Origin of the sequence: Pseudomonas sp. RC2C2 (genome assembly GCF_018390435.1) — a bacterium.
GTDB lineage: Bacteria > Pseudomonadota > Gammaproteobacteria > Pseudomonadales > Pseudomonadaceae > Aquipseudomonas > Aquipseudomonas donghuensis.
The window spans coordinates 200,503-218,014 of record NZ_JAHBAX010000001.1 but is presented as its reverse complement, the minus strand read 5'-3'; the positions used below and the strand labels follow the sequence as shown (position 1 = coordinate 218,014).

The 17,512-nt window shown below is 67.4% G+C and carries 3 protein-coding genes; all 3 read left to right on the top strand.

The window, feature by feature from the left end; genetic code table 11:
- Window position 1: 1 nt before the first annotated feature.
- The 3 genes from KHO53_RS01005 to KHO53_RS00995 are packed head-to-tail and all read left to right on the top strand — an operon-like array spanning window position 2 to window position 17,465.
- Window positions 2-7,867, top strand: a complete 7,866-nt coding sequence (locus KHO53_RS01005) for a non-ribosomal peptide synthetase (protein WP_213569859.1) — start codon at window positions 2-4, stop codon at window positions 7,865-7,867.
- A 14-nt stretch (window positions 7,868-7,881) separates the two neighbouring features.
- Window positions 7,882-16,443, top strand: a complete 8,562-nt coding sequence (locus tag KHO53_RS01000) for a non-ribosomal peptide synthetase (protein WP_213569858.1) — start codon at window positions 7,882-7,884, stop codon at window positions 16,441-16,443.
- A 59-nt stretch (window positions 16,444-16,502) separates the two neighbouring features.
- The gene (locus tag KHO53_RS00995) at window positions 16,503-17,465 is read left to right on the top strand and encodes an alpha/beta hydrolase (protein WP_213569857.1); all 963 of its coding nucleotides are present in this window, start codon (window positions 16,503-16,505) and stop codon (window positions 17,463-17,465) included.
- Window positions 17,466-17,512: the final 47 nt, after the last annotated feature.

Here is a 17,512-nt window from a genome sequence, read left to right as displayed (position 1 = left end):
CATGGCTGGAATGGACAATACGCAGCTGGTGCAGCGCTTCATCAAGCTGCCTGCGCAGCAGCGCCGGCTGTTCCTGGAAAAACTCGCCGGCAAGGGCATGAGCCTGGCGCAACTGCCGATCCCGGTCAGCCGCCTTGAACACGGCGACCTGCCGCTGTCCTACGCCCAGCAGCGCCAGTGGTTCCTCTGGCAACTGGACCGGCACAGCAGTGCCTACCATATTCCGGCCGCCTTGCACCTGCACGGCGCGCTCGACAGCCAGGCCCTGCAGCGCAGCCTCACGGCCCTGGTCGCGCGTCACGAAAGCCTGCGCACCACCTTCGAGCAACAGGCCGAGCACGCCGTCCAGCGGGTACAGGCACACGCCGAACTGGCGCTGGAGCTGCACAGTGTTGAGGCGCCGGCCCAGGCCCCGGCGCGCCAGGCGCTGATCGATGCTTTTGTCGACAGCACCCTGCAACAGCCCTTTGACCTGCAGCACGGGCCGCTGCTGCGTGCGCGCTTGCTGCGCCTGGACGAGCAGGAGCATGTGCTGGTGCTGGCGCTGCACCACATCGTCGCCGATGGCTGGTCGATGCAGGTGCTGGTGCAAGAACTGGTGGCGCTGTACCTGGGCTTCAGCCAGGGCCAGCCGGCCTCGCTGCCGGCGCTGCCGATCCAGTACGCCGACTATGCGCTGTGGCAGCGTTGCTGGATGGAGGCCGGCGAGCGCGAGCGGCAACTGGCGTACTGGACCGCACACCTGGGTGATGAGCAGGCCTTGCTGGAGCTGCCCCACGACCGCCCGCGCCCGGCACAAAGCAGCTACCGTGGCGGGCGCTGGCAGATTGACCTGCCGCCTGAATTGCTCAGTGGCCTGCGGCGTACCTGCCAGCGTGAAGGGGTGACCCTGTTCATGCTGCTGCTGGCATCGTTCCAACTGCTGCTGCACCGCTACAGCGGCCAGCAGCAGATCCGCGTCGGGGTGCCGGTGGCCAACCGCAACCGCGCCGAAACCAAGGGCTTGATCGGCTTTTTCGTCAACACCCAGGTGCTCAAGGCCGAGGTGCACGGGCGCGAGACGCTGAGCGCGTTCATGCAACAGGTCAAACACACCGCGCTCGCCGCCCAGGCCTACCAGGACCTGCCGTACGAGCAACTGGTCGAAGCCCTGCAGCCGGAGCGCAGCTTGAGCTTCAATCCGTTGTTCCAGGTGATGTTCAACCACCAGGTCGACGCCGGGCAGGGCGCCAGTGCTGCCGGGCTTGCCGGCAGTTTGCGCATCGAGGCGCTGAACTGGGACAGCCATGCCTCGCCCTTTGACCTCAACCTCGACACCTTCGAGGAGGGGGAGCGTCTGTGGGCATCGCTGACCTACGCCCTGGACCTGTTCGATGCAACTACCATCGAACGCATGGCCGGCCATTGGCAGGTGCTGTTGCAGGCGTTCGCCGGTGATACCCGGCAGCGCCTGGAGGCCATTGCCCTGGACGCCGAGCCCGCCTGCGCGCCGGGCCTGGCAGAGCAGGCGCCGGGTGAACTGCTGTTGCCGATGTTGCGTGCCCAACTGCAACGCCAGCCCGACGCGCTGGCGTTGATCGTCGCCGGGCAGTCGTACAGCCACGGCGAACTTGAGGCGCGCAGCAACCGCCTGGCCTGGCAACTGCGCGAGGCCGGCATTGGCGCGCAAAGCCTGGTGGGCCTGGTGCTGGAGCGCAGCCTGGAGATGGTCGTGGCGCAACTGGCGGTGCTCAAGGCCGGTGCGGCCTATGTGCCGCTGGCCCCGGATTACCCGCGCGAGCGCCTGCAGTACATGATCGACGACAGCGGCATGCAGCTGTTGCTCAGCCACGCCGCACTCAGCGCCCGCCTGGGGACACTGTCGGCGCCACGTACGCTGCTGCTCGACGAGCAGGCCCTGGGCGTACCGGCCAGCGACCCGGGAGCGCCCGCGCTGGTGCTGCACCCGCACAGCCTGGCCTATGTGATCTACACCTCCGGTTCCACCGGTCAGCCCAAAGGCGTTGCCATTCGCCACGGCGGCTTGGCCAACCACATGCAGTGGATGATGCGCGCCTATCCGCTGCAGGCCGATGACCGGGTGCTGCAAAAGACTGCCTGCAGTTTCGATGCCTCGGTCTGGGAGTTCTGGCTGCCGCTGCTGTGCGGCGCGCCGTTGGTGCTGGCACCGGCCGAGCTGAACGAGGACCTGACCCAGTTGTGGCCACTGGTGGCCGAGCAGCGCATCAGCGTGTTGCAACTGGCACCCTCGCTGCTGCAAGGGCTGCTCAGTTCGTTGCAGCCTGGGCAACTGGCGTCGCTGCGGCTGTTGTTCGTCGGCGGCGAGGCGCTCAAGGCCAGCCTGGTAAAACAGTTGGCGCAGCACTGGCAGGGCCGCGTGATCAACCTCTATGGCCCGACCGAATCGACCATCGATGCCAGCAGCCATGAGCTGACCGGGCAGGAGCCCGAGGACATCATCCGCATCGGCGCACCGATCAGCAACGTCAGTGCCCAGGTGCTGGACGCCAACCTGCTGCGCTGCCCACAGGGCGGCCTGGGTGAGCTGTACCTGGGAGGCGCCTCGCTGGCCAGCGGTTACCACCGCCGGCCCGGGCTGACCGCCGAGCGTTTCATCCCCGACCCTTACGGTGCCCCTGGCGCGCGCCTGTACCGCAGTGGCGACCTGGTGCGCCGCCGGGCGCAGGCTGAGCTGCATTATGTCGGGCGTATCGACCATCAGCTCAAGCTGCGCGGCCTGCGTATCGAACTGGGTGAAATCGAGGCCTGCCTGCAGGCCCAGGCCGGCGTGCGCGAAGCGGTGGTGCTGGCCCAGGAGGGGCCGCGCGGGCCGCAACTGGTCGGCTACGTGGTGGCCGAGGGAGAGGTCCAGGTGCACGCCCTGCGCGAAGCGCTCGCCGCTCGCCTGCCGGCGCACATGGTGCCGAGCCACCTGCTGCGGTTGGCGCAACTGCCCTTGACGGTCAACGGCAAACTGGATCGCAAGGCGTTGCCGCTGCCTGAAAACGAGGCGGGCAGCACAACCTTCAGCGCGCCTCAGGGCGATCTTGAGCAAGCTATCGCGCAGATCTGGGCGCAGGTGCTCAAGCGTGAACAGATCGGGCGTCAGGACAATTTCTTCGAACTGGGCGGTGACTCGATCGTCTCCATCCAGGTGGTCAGCCGCGCGCGTCAGGCCGGTATTCATTTCAGCCCCAAAGACCTGTTCCAGTACCAGACCGTGCAAAGCCTGGCCACGGTGGCCAGCTTCACCAGCCACGCGTTGCAGGTCGAGCAGGGCCCGGCCAGCGGCGAGCTGGCGTTGTTGCCGATTCAACGGCAGTTCTTCGACAGCCCGGTGGCCGAGCGTCATCACTGGAACCAGTCGGTGTTGCTGGCGCCGCGTCAGGTGCTTGAGCCACAACGCCTTGAACAGGCATTGCAGGTGCTGGTGGCGCATCACGATGCGCTGCGCCAACGCTTCGTGCACGGCCCACAGGGCTGGCGTGCCGATCACTGCGCGGCAGTCGGCGAGGGCCTGGTGTGGCAGCGTCGCGCCGCCTCGGCAGAGCAATTGCTGAGCCTGTGCGAGCAGGCCCAGCGCAGCCTCGACCTCGGTGCCGGGCCTTTGCTCCGGGCCTTGTTGGTGGATCTGGACGAGGGTGGCCAGCGCCTGCTGCTGGTGGTCCATCACCTGGTGGTCGACGGTGTTTCCTGGCGAATTCTGTTCGAAGACCTGCAAGCCGTTTATGCCCAACTGGCCGCTGGCCAGGCCGCGCAACTGCCGCCGCGCACCAGTGCCGTGCAGGCCTGGGCCGGGCGCTTGCAGCAGTACGCCAGCAGTGCCGACAGTGCTGGCGCCGCGGCGTACTGGACGGGCCTGAGCGCTAGCGCCGGCGAGGACCTGCCCTGCGACAACCGCAACGCCAGCTTGAGCAAGGATCAGGCCTGCAGTGTGCGCAGCCGTCTCGACGCACCGCACACGCGTGCCTTGCTGCAACAGGCACCGGCTGCCTACCGCACGCAGATCAACGACCTGCTGTTGACTGCCCTGGCGCAGGTGATCTGCCAGTGGAGCGGCCAGGCCTCGACCTGGGTCCAGCTTGAGGGGCATGGCCGCGAGGCGCTGTTCGAGGACATCGACCTGACCCGTACGGTCGGTTGGTTCACCACGGCGTTCCCGGCCTGCCTGACCCCAGGCAACAACATCGGCGCCTCGATCAAGGCGATCAAGGAGCAGTTGCGGGCGATCCCCAACAAGGGCCTGGATTTTGGCGTGCTGCACGCCTACGGCAGTGCCGAGCAGCGCCAGGCGCTGGCCCGCCTGCCGACGCCGCGCATTACCTTCAACTACCTGGGCCAGTTTGACGCCAGCTTCGATGACCCGCACGCCTTGTTCGCCCCGGCCAGTGAAGCGTCCGGGGCCGAGCAGGGCGACCAGGCACCGCTGGGTAACTGGTTGAGCATCAACGGCCAGGTGTATGGCGGTGAGCTGACCCTGGACTGGACCTTCAGCCAGGCCATGTTCGCCCCGGCCACGGTGCAGCGCCTGGCGGATGCCCTGAGCCAGCAACTGGTGCAACTGGTCGAGCATTGCCTGGCACCCGGCAACGGCGCGGTAACGCCGTCGGACTTCCCCCTGGCGGCACTCAGCCAGGCGCAGCTCGATCGCCTGCCATTGGCGCCAGGGCAGATGGCCGATATCTACCCGCTGTCGCCGATGCAGCAGGGCATGTTGTTCCACGCCCTGAATGCGCAAACCTGCGGTGACAACATCAATCAGCTGCGGGTGCAGGTCCAGGGCCTGGACGTCGAGCGTTTCCGTCACGCCTGGCAGGCCACGCTGGATGCCCATGACAGCCTGCGCAGCCAGTTTCACTGGCAAGGCGATTTCGCTGCGCCGGTGCAGGTGGTGGTGCGCGATGTGCCGCTGGCGTTTGCCAGCATCGACCTGCGCGGGGCACCGCACGGTGCCACGGCGCTGGACGACCTCGCGGCCCAGGAACGCAACGCCGGCTTTGCCCTCGACAGCGCGCCATTGCTGCGCCTGAGCCTGATCCGTCGCGACGAGCAGACGCATGAGATGATCTTCACCAGCCACCACATCCTGATGGACGGCTGGAGCAATGCACAGCTGCTGGCGGAGGTACTGCAGCGCTACGCCGGTGAAACAGTGGACGCGCCGATCGGCCGCTACCGCGACTACATCGGCTGGCTGCAGGGGCGCGACGGCGTTGCCTGCCAGGCGTTCTGGCGCCAGCAGTTGCAACACTTCGACGGCCCGACCCTGCTGAGCCAGGCCATCGCCCGCAAGCCCGCTCAGGCCGCAGTGGGCAGCGCTCAGCACCAGCAGGCCCTGAGCATCGGGCAGACCCAGCGCCTGCACGCATTTGCCAGGGCGCAGAAGGTCACCCTCAATACCCTGGTGCAGGGCGCCTGGTCATTGCTGCTGCAGCATTACAGCGGCCAGGACAATGTCACCTTCGGCGCCACCGTGTCCGGGCGTCCGGCCGAGCTCAAGGGCATCGAGCGGCAGATCGGCCTGTTCATCAACAGCCTGCCGGTCATCGGCGGCGCGCGGGCGCAGCAATCGTTGCAGCACTGGCTGCAGGCCCTGCAGGCGCACAACCTCAACCTGCGCGAGCAGGAGCATACGCCGCTGTACGAGATCCAGCGCTGGGCCGGGCACAGCGGTCAGCCGCTGTTCGATACCTTGCTGGTGTTCGAGAACTACCCGGTGGCCCAGGCCCTGGAGCAGGGTGCGCCGGCCGGCTTGCGCTTTGGCGAGGTGATCGGCCATGAGCAGAACGGCTTCCCGCTGACCCTGCTGGTGGATGCCGGCGAGCAGCTGAGCGTGACGTTCAAATACACCTGCGCCGATTTCGACGCCTCGGCGGTGCAGCGCCTGGGGGCGCAACTGCACCAACTGCTGCTGCAACTGGGCGACTGCCAGGGGCATGAGGCGGTCGCCAGCCTCAGCCTGTTCAGCGCCGAGGCGCGCGCTCAGCAGGTTGCCCAGGGCGCGGGAGAGCTGGCCGACTATCCGCTGCAGTGCAGCATCCAGCAGTTGATCGAGGCCCAGGTACAGCGCACGCCCCAGGCACCGGCCCTGGTGTATGGCGGACAGAGCCTGAGCTACGCCCAGCTCAATGCCCGCGCCAACCGCCTGGCCTGGGCGTTGATCGGCCAAGGGGTTGGGCCGGATGTGCTGGTGGGGATTGCCGCCGAGCGTTCGCTGGAGATGGTCATTGGCCTGCTGGCGATCCTCAAGGCCGGCGGCGCCTATGTGCCACTGGACCCGGACTACCCGCGCGAGCGCCTGGCGCATATGTTCGCGGACAGCGGCATCGAACTGCTGCTGACCCAGTCCTGGTTGCTCGATGGCCTGCCGCCGACCCCGGGGCTGCGCACGCTGCTGCTCGACCAGGCGCACACGGTCGCCAGCCGCGAAGACGATCCGCAGGTGGCGGTGCAGGGCGAGCACCTGGCCTATGTGATCTACACCTCCGGCTCCACCGGCAAACCCAAGGGGGCGGGCAACCGCCACAGTGCCCTGGTCAATCGCCTGTGCTGGATGCAGCAAGCCTATGGCCTGGATGCCAGCGACGCGGTGCTGCAGAAAACCCCGTTCAGTTTCGACGTGTCGGTCTGGGAGTTCTTCTGGCCGCTGATGACCGGCGCGCGCCTGGTGGTTGCCGCGCCGGGCGATCACCGCGACCCGGACCGCCTGATCGAGTTGATCGAGCGTGAGGGCATCAGCACCTTGCACTTCGTCCCGTCGATGCTCCAGGTGTTCCTCCAGGCACCGCAGGTTGCCTGCTGCACCGGCTTGTCGCGGATCATCTGCAGTGGCGAGGCGCTGCCGGTCGAAGCCCAGCAGCAGGTGTTCGCCAAGCTGCCGGCGGCCGCTCTGTTCAACCTCTACGGGCCGACCGAAGCGGCCATCGACGTGACCCACTGGCAGTGTGTCGATGACGGCCGTACCAGCGTGCCGATCGGCCACGCCATCGCCAACCTGCGCACCTACATCCTCGATGGCAACCTTGAGCCGGTTGCCGAGGGTGTGCTGGGCGAGCTGTACCTGGCCGGTGCCGGCCTGGCGCGCGGTTACCACCGTCGCCCGGGGCTGACCGCCGAGCGCTTCCCGCTCGACCCGTTCGTGCCAGGCCAGCGCATGTACCGCACCGGTGACCTGGCACGCTTTGGCGCCGACGGCGCAATCGAGTATGCCGGGCGTATCGACCATCAGGTCAAGATCCGCGGGCTGCGCATCGAGCTGGGGGAAATCGAGGCGCGGCTGCTGGAACACCCGGCGATACGCGAAGCGGTGGTGGTCGCCCGCGAGGCGGTCGGCGGCACGCAACTGGTGGCCTACCTGGTTGCCGAAGGCCAGGCCAGTGCCGAGGCCATCGCCGGCTTGCGCGAGTTCCTGCGTCAGGTCCTGCCTGAACATATGCTGCCCAGCCACCTGGTGGCCTTGAGTGAAATGCCGCTGAGCCCCAACGGCAAGCTCGACCGCCGGCAATTGCCCGCGCCGCCAAGCCTGAGCGCTCAGGCGCTGCATCGGGCACCGCAGTCGGCGCTGCAGCAGCAGGTGGCGGCGACCTGGCAAGCGGTGCTGGGCACGGAGCAGGTAGGCCTGGACGACAACTTCTTCCAGTTGGGCGGCCATTCGTTGATGGCCACCCAGGTGGTGATGCGCCTGCGCGACCAACTGGCCCTGGAGGTGCCGCTCAAGCTGCTGTTCGAAGCCGAGCACCTGGAGGCCTTCTGTGCCCAGGTCCAGGCCTTGCAGGACGCGCTTTCGCCGCTACAGGACGAGTTGACTAAATCCCTGGAGGCTCTCAAACGTCTATCTGCCGAAGATCTTGAGAAACTGCTTTCCTGACAAGGGGTCGTGGCGTGCAAAAGTTAATAGAGTCTGTGGGGGCGCTTTCCTCGAAAGAGCGCAAAGCGCTGGCTGTCCTGCTGAAACAGAAAGGGATCAACCTGTTCGGGATCGCTCCTGTGTTCCAGCGTGCCGAGGACGAGCCGCTCCTGCTTTCCTATGCCCAGCAACGCCAGTGGTTTCTCTGGCAGCTGGAGCCGCACAGCCCGGCGTACAACATCCCGCTGGCGATCCGCTTGCAGGGTCGCCTGGACGTTGGTGCCCTGCAGCGCAGCCTGGATGCGCTGGTTGCCCGCCACGAAAGCCTGCGCACGCTGTTCATCGAAACGCCGGACGGGGTCAGGCAGCAGATACAGGCGCCGTCTGGCCTGGCGCTGGCGCGCCAGACCTTGCCCGGCGCAGTGGAGGCCGAGGCCGGGATTCAGGCGTTTCTGGCCGGGCAGGGCGCTCAGGGTTTCGACCTGGCCCGTGGGCCGTTGCTGCGGGCCGCCTTGTTGCAGGTCGAACACGAGCAGCACGTCCTCAGCCTGGTCCAGCACCACATCATCTCCGACGCCTGGTCGTTGCAACTGATGGTCCAGGAGCTGATGCAAACCTATGCCGCCTACAGCCAGGGCCGGGAGCCAAGCCTGCCGGCCTTGCCGGTGCAATATGCCGATTACGCGTTGTGGCAACGGCAGTGGATGGACAACGGCGAACGCGAGCGTCAGTTGGCCTACTGGAGCGAGCAATTGCAGGGGCCGCTTGAAGTCCTGCAGTTGCCGCTCGACCGCCCGCGCCAGGCCGAACGCAGCTATGCCGGCGCCAGCCTGGATGCCGCGCTGGACGCCGGCCTGGGCGAGCAGCTCAAGGCCCTTGCCGCGCGCCAAGGGATGACGGTGTTCGTGCTGATGCTGGCGGCGTTCCAGGCCCTGCTGCAGCGCTTGAGCGGCCAGCAGGAGATCCGTGTCGGGGTGCCGATCGCCAACCGCGGGCGGCCTGAGACCGAGCGCCTGATTGGCTTCTTCGTCAACACCCAGGTGATGAAGGCACAGGTTTGCGGTGAGCAGCGCTTCAGCGAACTGCTTGCCCAGGTGCGCGAGGCGGCCCTGCAGGCCCAGACTTACCAGGACCTGCCCTTCGAGCAGTTGCTCGACGTGCTCAAGGCCGAACGCAGCCTGAGCCATTCGGCGTTGTTCCAGGTGATGTTCAATCATCAGCGCGAGGAGCCTGGCAGTGCCTCGCCAGCCCTGGCCGGTTTGCACATGACGCCACTGGTGCAACCGCTGACCACCAGCAAGTTCGACCTGACCCTCAATACCCTGGAGCATCCGGGCGGGATCGAGGCGACCTTTGTCTACGCCAGCGACCTGTTCGATGCCTGCAGCATCGAGGCCATTGCCGGGCAGTGGCGAGGGCTGTTGCAGGCCATCGTTGACGACGTCCAGGTGCGCATCGAGGACCTGCCGCTGCTGTCGGCCACTGAGCAGCAGCGCCTGGCCGCGCTTGGCCAGGGGCCGCAATGCAGGTTTGCCGCCAGCAGCGTGCTGGCGCTGTTCGAGCAGCAGTTGGCGGCCACGCCAGAGCGCCTGGCAACGGTGTGTGCGACGCAGCAATTGAGCTACGCCGAACTCGATCAGCAGGCCGGGCGCCTGGCCGCCCACCTGCGGGCATTGGGCGTGGGCCGCGAATCGCGGGTGGCGATTGCCCTGGAGCGCAGTTCGGCACTGGTCGTGGCGATCCTGGCGGTGTTCAAGGCCGGGGCCAGCTACTTGCCGCTGGACCCGCAAGCTGCTTCTGATCGCCTGCGCACGCTGCTTGAGGACAGTGGCGCCCAGGTGCTGCTCTGCGATTCGGCGGTGCAGGCCGACATGCCGCGGGTAGCGGGTCAGGTGCTGGTCTGTGTCGACCGCCCCGGCGCTGAAGCGCTCGCCAGTGGCGAACGGCTGCACACGCTGCCGCTGGCCGAGAGCTGCGCCTATGTCATCTACACCTCCGGCTCCACCGGGCAGCCCAAAGGGGTGATGGTCAGCCATGGCGCCCTGGCCAACTATGTCCAGGGCCTGTTGCAACGCCTGCCGCTGGAGCAGGCGCAGAGCATGGCGATGGTCTCCACGGTCGCCGCCGACCTCGGCCACACCGTGTTGTTCGGCGCGCTGTGCTCGGGGCGGACTCTGCATCTGTTCGACCCGCACACGGCGATGGACGCCCAGGCCATGGCCGGGGCCATGCAGCGCCAGCAGGTCGATGTGCTGAAGATTGTGCCTTCGCACCTGGCGGCGTTGATGGCCTCGGCCCAGGCCGCCGAGGTGTTGCCGCGCCGCCTGCTGGTGCTCGGTGGCGAAGCCTGTCCGCCGGCGCTGCTCGCGCGCGTGCGGCAACTGGCGCCGCAGTGCCGGGTGTTCAACCACTATGGGCCGACCGAATCCACTGTCGGTGTGCTCGCCGGGCCGCTCGAGGCCGCGCCGGTCAGCCTCGGCCAGCCCTTGGCCAATACCCGCGTGCGGGTGCTCGACCCCAGCCTGCAGGTGGTGGCGGACGGCGGCACGGGCGAGCTGTACATCGGTGGCCAAGGCCTGGCGCGCGGCTACCTCGGGCAACCGGGGCTGACCGCCGAGCGCTTTGTCCCCGACCCCTTCAGCAGCAACGGCGAGCGCTTGTACCGCAGTGGCGATGGCGTGCGCCTGAGCGCCGGACAGTGGCACTATCAGGGACGCATCGACGATCAACTGAAAGTTCGCGGTTTTCGCGTCGAGCCCGGCGAGGTCGCTGCGTGCCTGCGCAGCCTGGATGGCGTGGAGCAGGCGGTGGTCGTCGGCCACGCCAGTGAGCGCGGCCAGCAACTGCTCGGTTATGTGGTCAGCCGTATCGGCAGCACGGCCGAGGTGGCGGCCGCCTTGCTGGGCGAACTGCGCGCACGCTTGCCGGACTACATGGTCCCGGCGCAGTTGATCCTGCTGCAGCAGCTGCCCCTGACCGCCAACGGCAAGCTCGACCGCAAGGCGCTACCGGCGCCCGCCCAGCAGGCGGCGAGCGATGCCTACAGTGCACCGCAAGGCGAGCTGGAACAGCAACTGGCGGCAATCTGGGAGGACGTGCTCAAGGTCCCGCGGGTTGGCCGACAGGACAATTTCTTCGAGCTGGGCGGCGACTCGATCATCTCCATCCAGGTGGTCAGCCGCGCGCGTGAAGCGGGTATCCGCTTTACCCCCAAGGACCTGTTCCAGCACCAGAGCGTGCAACGCCTGGCCAGGGTTGCCAGTGCCGGTGCGGCCCAGGCGCCCAGTGCGAGCGGGCCGGTCGAGGGCCGTCTGACCCTGCTGCCGATCCAGCAGATGTTCTTCGAGAACGAGGTGGTCGACCGTCATCACTGGAACCAGTCGGTGCTGCTTGCCCCGCGCACGCCGTTGTCCGCGCCGGCCCTGGCGGCGGCCTTGCAGGCCTTGCTGAGGCAACACGATGCCTTGCGCCTGCGCTTTAGCCAGACACCTGACGGCTGGCTCGCCGAGCACCACCCCGGCGCGGGCGCTGACGAGCTGTTGTGGCAGCGCAACACCTGCCTTGAGCAGCTGCCGGCGATCTGCGAGCAGGCCCAGCGCAGCCTCGACCTGGCCCATGGGCCGTTGCTGCGGGCGGTGCTGTTGAGCCTCGAAGATGGCCAGCAGCGCTTGCTGCTGGTGGTGCACCACCTGGTGGTCGATGGCGTTTCCTGGCGCATCCTGCTGGAAGACCTGCAGAGCGCCTACGGGCAATTGGCCGCCGGCCAGGCTTTGAGCCTGCCGGGCAAAACCTGTTCGGCCCAACACTGGGCCGAACGCCTGCAGGCGCGCGCGGGCAGCGCCGCGTTGCAGGCCGAACTCGGCTATTGGCAGGCGCAGGCGGCGGTTCACGACCTGCCGGTGCGCGATGCCCGTTGCCCGTTGTTGCAACGTGATGCCCGGACCGTCTACAGCCGTCTGGACAACGCCGCCACCCAGCGTTTGTTGCAACAGGCGCCCGCCGCGTACCGCACGCGCATCAACGAGCTGCTGCTGACTGCCCTGGCCCGGGTGATCTGCCGCTGGAGCGGGCAGCCAAGTACCCAGGTGGTACTGGAAGGCCATGGCCGCGAAGAGCTGTTTGCCGATCTCGACCTGACCCGCAGTGTCGGCTGGTTCACCAGCAAGTACCCACTGGCGCTGACGCCGGCGCCTGGCCTGGCCGAGGCGATCAAGGCGATCAAGGAGCAGGTCCGGGCGGTGCCCGATAACGGCATCGGCTATGGCCTGCTGCGTTACCTGGGCGATAGCACGGCGCGCCAGGCGCTGGGCCAGCGGCCGTTGCCGCGCATCACCTTCAACTACCTGGGGCAGTTCGACAACAGCTTCGACGGCCAGAGCGACGATGCGCTGTTTACCGTGGCCCGTGAAGCCTCGGGCAGCGAGCGCGCCGAGCTGGCCGAGCTGGGCAACTGGCTGACCCTCAATGGCCAGGTGTACCAAGGGCGGCTGAGCATCGGCTGGATCTTCAGCCCGCAGATGTTCGACAGCCAGGTCGTCGAAGGCTTGGCCGCCGACTATGCCAGCGAACTGCAGGCGCTGATCGAGCACTGTTGCCATGAGGCCAGCGGCGGCCTGACCCCGGCGGACTTCCCCCTGGCCGGGCTGACCCAGGCCCAGCTCGACGGCCTGCCGGTGCCGGCGCGCGAGGTGGCCGATATCTACCCGTTGTCGCCGATGCAACAGGGCATGCTGTTCCACTCCCTGGAAGCCGACGAGGCCGGCTTGTACATCAACCAGACCAGCGTCGCGGTGCAGGGGCTTGAGCTTGAGCGCTTCGTTGCGGCCTGGGACCTGGCAGTGGCCAACCACGACGTGTTGCGTAGCGGGTTCTGGAACGCCAGCCACCTGGCCCAACTGCTGCAGGTGGTGAGCAAGCAGGCGCCGTCCGTGGTGCGTGTGCTCGACTGGCGTGGCCAGGCGGTAGCCAGCGACGCCATCGAGATGCTGGTGCACGCCGATTGCCGCGAGGGCTTCGACCTGCTGCGCGCGCCGCTGATGCGGGTCACCCTGGTGCGCCTTGACGATCAGCGTTGCCACCTGATCTGGACCCGTCACCACATTCTCATGGACGGCTGGAGCAGCTCACGCCTGCTCGCAGAGGTGTTCCAGGCCTACCATGGGCGTCCGGTGCAAGTGCAAGGGCGCTACGGCGACTACATTGCCTGGCTGCAGCAACAGGATGACCAACAAGCCCTGGAGCAGTTCTGGCGCCAGCAGTTGCGCGACCTGGGCGAGGTCACCGAGCTTGCGGCCTGCACCTGGCCGCGCCCTGCGGCCCAGTTGCACGGCCACGATGCGCTCTACCTGGATTGGGATGCTGCCCGCACCCGCCAGTTGCGCAACGCCGCCCAGCAGTTGCGGGTCACCGCCAACACCCTGGTGCAGGCCGCCTGGTTGCTGCTGTTGCAGCGCTACACCGGCCAGCAGAGCGTCTGTTTCGGCGCGACGGTGGCCGGGCGCCCGGCCAGCCTGCCTCAGGCCGGCGAGATGCTCGGGCTGTTCATCAACACCTTGCCGATCCTGCAAAGCCTGCGGCCAGACCAGCGCGTCGGCGACTGGCTGGAGCAACTGCAGGCCTACAACCTGGACGTGCGTGACCACGAGCATGCATCGCTTGCCGACATCCAGCGCTGGGCCGGGCACAGTGGCCGCAGCCTGTTCGACAGCATCATCGTGTTCGAGAACTACCCGGTCGACGAGCGCCTGCGGGAGGTCGGCCAGGGCTCGTTGCAGTTTGGCGCCACCAGCGGTCGCGATGTCACCAACTACCCGATGGACCTGGCGGTCAATCTGGGCGAAACCCTGAGCATCGAGTTCCTCTACCTGCGCAACCGCTTCAGCGCCGACAGCGTGGTGCAGATCCGCGCCGGTTTCGAGACGCTGTTGCAAGCCTTGCTGGAGCAGCCGCAGGCGACCCTCGGCAGCCTGGCCATGCTCGATGCCGGCGGCCTGCAGGCGTTGGCCGCGGCCAACCCGGTGCTGCCAGCAGAGCCCCAGGCGCCGAGCCTGCTCGAGCGGGTCCAGGCCCATTCCGCAAGCCAGGGCGATGCGCCGGCGGTGGTCTGCGCCGGGCAGCAGTTGAGTTATGCCGAACTCGAAGCGCAGGCCAATGCCCTGGCGCACTGCCTGCGTGCCCAGGGCGTAGGGCCGGAAGTGCGCGTAGGGGTTGCGTTGAACCGTTCGGTGCAGATGATCGTGGCCCTGTACGCCGTGCACAAGACCGGCGCCGCCTACGTACCGCTGGATATCGACTACCCGCAGGAGCGCCTGCAATGGATCGTCGAAGACTCGGCCATGAAGGTACTGCTGACCCATAGCCGGGTGCTGGCGCGCCTGCCGCAGACCACTCAGGCGCAGGTGCTGAGCCTCGACACCCTGGCACTGGATCAGTACCCGCAAACAGCGCCGTCGGTGCACATCGAGGCAGAGCATCTGGCGTACCTGATCTACACCTCCGGGTCCACCGGCAAGCCCAAGGGCGTTGCCGTGGCGCGCGGGCCGCTGGCCATGCATTGCCAGGCGATCGGCGCGCTGTACCAGATGACCCCGGCAACCCGCGAACTGCTGTTCATGTCGTTCGCTTTCGACGGTGCCCAGGAGCGCTGGTGGTCGACGCTGTTGGCCGGCGGTTGCCTGGTGCTGCGTGACGACAGCCTGTGGACCGCCGAAGAAACCTGGGCGGTGCTGCATGAGCAAGGCATCAGCATTGCCTGCTTCCCGCCGGCCTACCTCAAGCAGATCGCCGAGTATGGCCAGGGCCAGGACAACCCGCCGCCGGTGGACATCTACTGCTTTGGCGGCGATGCCGTCGCCGAGGCCAACTTCGACCTGGTCCAGCGCACCCTGCGCCCGCGGATGATCACCAACGGCTATGGCCCGACCGAAACCGTGGTCACCCCGATGCTTTGGCGCGCCGCCGCCGGGGCCCGCTGCGAAGCGGCCTATGCGCCGATCGGCGAGCGTGTCGGCAACCGCAGCCTGTATGTCCTCGATGCCCAGCTCAACCCCTTGCCCGACGGCGTCGCCGGCGAGTTGTACATCGGCGGCGAAGGCTTGGCGCGCGGCTATCACCAGCGCCCGGGGCTGACCGCCGAGCGCTTCATTGCCAGCCCGTTCGAGGCCGGCGGGCGCCTGTACCGCTCCGGTGACCTGGTACGCCGCCGCGCCGACGGGGTGATCGACTACCTGGGACGCCTGGATCATCAGGTGAAGATTCGCGGCTTTCGCATCGAGCTGGGTGAAATCGAAGCCCGTCTGCGCGCTCAGGCCGGGGTGCGCGAGGCCGTGGTGGTGGCCCGCGACAGCGAGGCGGGCAAACGCCTGATCGCTTATGTGGTGGCCACGGCGCAGGGGCTGCAGGTCGAGCAGTTGCGCAGTGCCCTGCAGGGCGAACTGCCCGATTACATGGTGCCCGCGCAGATCCTTGAACTTCAGGCCATGCCGCTCAACCCCAGTGGCAAGCTCGATCGCCTGGCCTTGCCCGACCCGGACTTCAAGGGCAAGGCGTATGTCGCCCCGCGCAACGCCCTGGAACGCCTGCTGGCGGCTATCTGGGAGGAGGTGCTGGAGCTTGAACAGGTCGGTGCCACGGACAACTTCTTCGAGCTCGGCGGCGATTCGCTGCGCACCCTCAAGGTGTTGAGCAAGGTGCGCCAGCAAGCACCGGCCGGCTTTGAACTGAAGCTGCGCGACATGCTGGCCAAGCCAACCATCGCTCAGTTGTCGGGTTATGAGGAGCAGGCAGGCGAGCTTGACCCGGTGCTGGCGCTCAATGGCGCCACGCAGCCAGGCCCGGCGCTGTTCTGCCTGCACGCAGGCTTCGGCACGGTGTTCGACTACGAACCGTTGGCGCGGCGCCTGCAAGGACAGTGCAGGGTGTATGGCCTGCAATGCCGAATGCTCCTGGACCGTGACTGGGAGGATGACTCGCTGGAGTCGATGGCCATCGATTACGCCCAGTACATTCGCCAGAAACAGGCACAAGGTCCGTACCGTCTGTTGGGCTGGTCGCTGGGGGGCACCCTGGCGGTGCTGGTCGCCGCAGAGCTGGAAAAACAAGGGCAGACGGTGAGCTTCCTGGGCCTGGTCGACAGTTTTATTCCGCGGCGCGATCCGTTGGCGCAAGCGGATGACTGGCGTGACGACCTGCCGGCGTTTCTGGCCCAGACCGCCAATCTGCGGGTCGAACCTGGCCAACTGCCGAGTGACGAGCCTGACCAGGTGCAGCTCAGCGCCTTGTTGGCCGCGCTGCAGCCGGCTACGCCGGCCCAGGCCAGCCGCTTCGAAGCCGATGAACTGGCCCGTGCCTTCCAGGTGGGCTTGCGCCTGAAGGCCCTGTCCCGGCACGTGCAACCATTGCCGCGCAGCGCCTGTGCGGCACAGGTGTGGTGGCGCGCTGAACTGCCGGTTGAGCTGCTCGAGGCCTATGAAGCGAGCCTGCACGTGCAGGCCGCAGGGCAGCGTATCGACGCCGGTCACTACGACATCCTGGCCAACAGCGAGCTGCTTGCCCAGCTGCAGCGGCACGTGTTGCGGGCTGAAACGCTGGTCGATTGAACCCGGGGCGGGGCCGTCCGGCCCCGCCTTTTTTCCTATTATTCTGTCTGGATGCTTCCATGTCCTTGCACCCTGATCTTTCTGCCTTTCTGGAGCTTGCCGAGTTCGGTCGCCTGACCGGCAAAAGCCAGCCCCTGCACGCCTTGCCGCTGGCCAAGGCGCGTGCCGATTTCGAGGCCACTTCGCAGATCCTTGACCCCAACCCGCCGGGCGAGCTGCAGGTCAGCGCCCTGCAGTTGCCGACCCGCGACGGTAGCGAGATTGCCGCGCGGCTCTATCGCCGCAGCGCCAGCGCCGGTAAAGCCTTGCCGGTGATGCTCTATTTTCATGGCGGTGGCTATGTGGTCGGTAGCCTCGATTCCCATGATTCGGTGTGCCGCCGCCTGGCGCTCAGCGGTGAGTTCGCGGTGTTGGCCCCGGCCTACCGGCTGGCACCGGAACACCGTTTCCCAACTGCCGTGGAGGATGCCGCCGACAGCCTGGCAGCGCTCGTCGAGCAGGCCGGCGCCCTGCACCTGGACAGCGCTAAAGTGGTGCTGGCCGGTGACAGCGCCGGGGCGACCCTGGCCACGGTGCTGGCGGCGATGGCCGCGTCCGGGGCGTTGCCAGCGGCACTGCGGCCGGTGGCGCAATTGCTGTTCTATCCGGTGACCGACATCAGCCAGCTGCGGGCCTCCCATCAGCGTTATGCCGAAGGCTACCTGCTGGAGTCGGCCACCCTGGAGTGGTTTTACCAGCACTACGCGCGCACGCCAGTCGACCGTCTCGACTGGCGCGCCTCGCCGCTGCTTGGCAGCGCCATTGCCCAGGTGCCGGCCTACGTGGCGCTGGCCGGCTACGACCCGCTGCATGATGAAGGCCTGGCCTATGCCCAGTGGTTGCAGGCGGCGGGTACCGAGGTGACTTTGAGTGTCGAAGCCGGTCTGTCCCATGACTTCTTGCGCATGGGCGGCATCGTCGCCCAGGTGGAGCAGGTCTACGCACAGGCATCGGCCTGGCTTGGCCAGGTGCTCGAACGCTGAGGCCCGAACAGCAAAACGCCGCCCCGGCAAAGGTCGCTCCCAGGAGC

Bases quoted from the DNA above. Each gene is read 5' to 3' on its own strand.
- KHO53_RS01005 (WP_213569859.1), top strand. From the start codon at position 2: ATGGCTGGAATGGACAATACGCAGCTGGTGCAGCGCTTCATCAAGCTG.
- KHO53_RS00995 (WP_213569857.1), top strand. From the start codon at position 16,503: ATGTCCTTGCACCCTGATCTTTCTGCCTTTCTGGAGCTTGCCGAGTTC.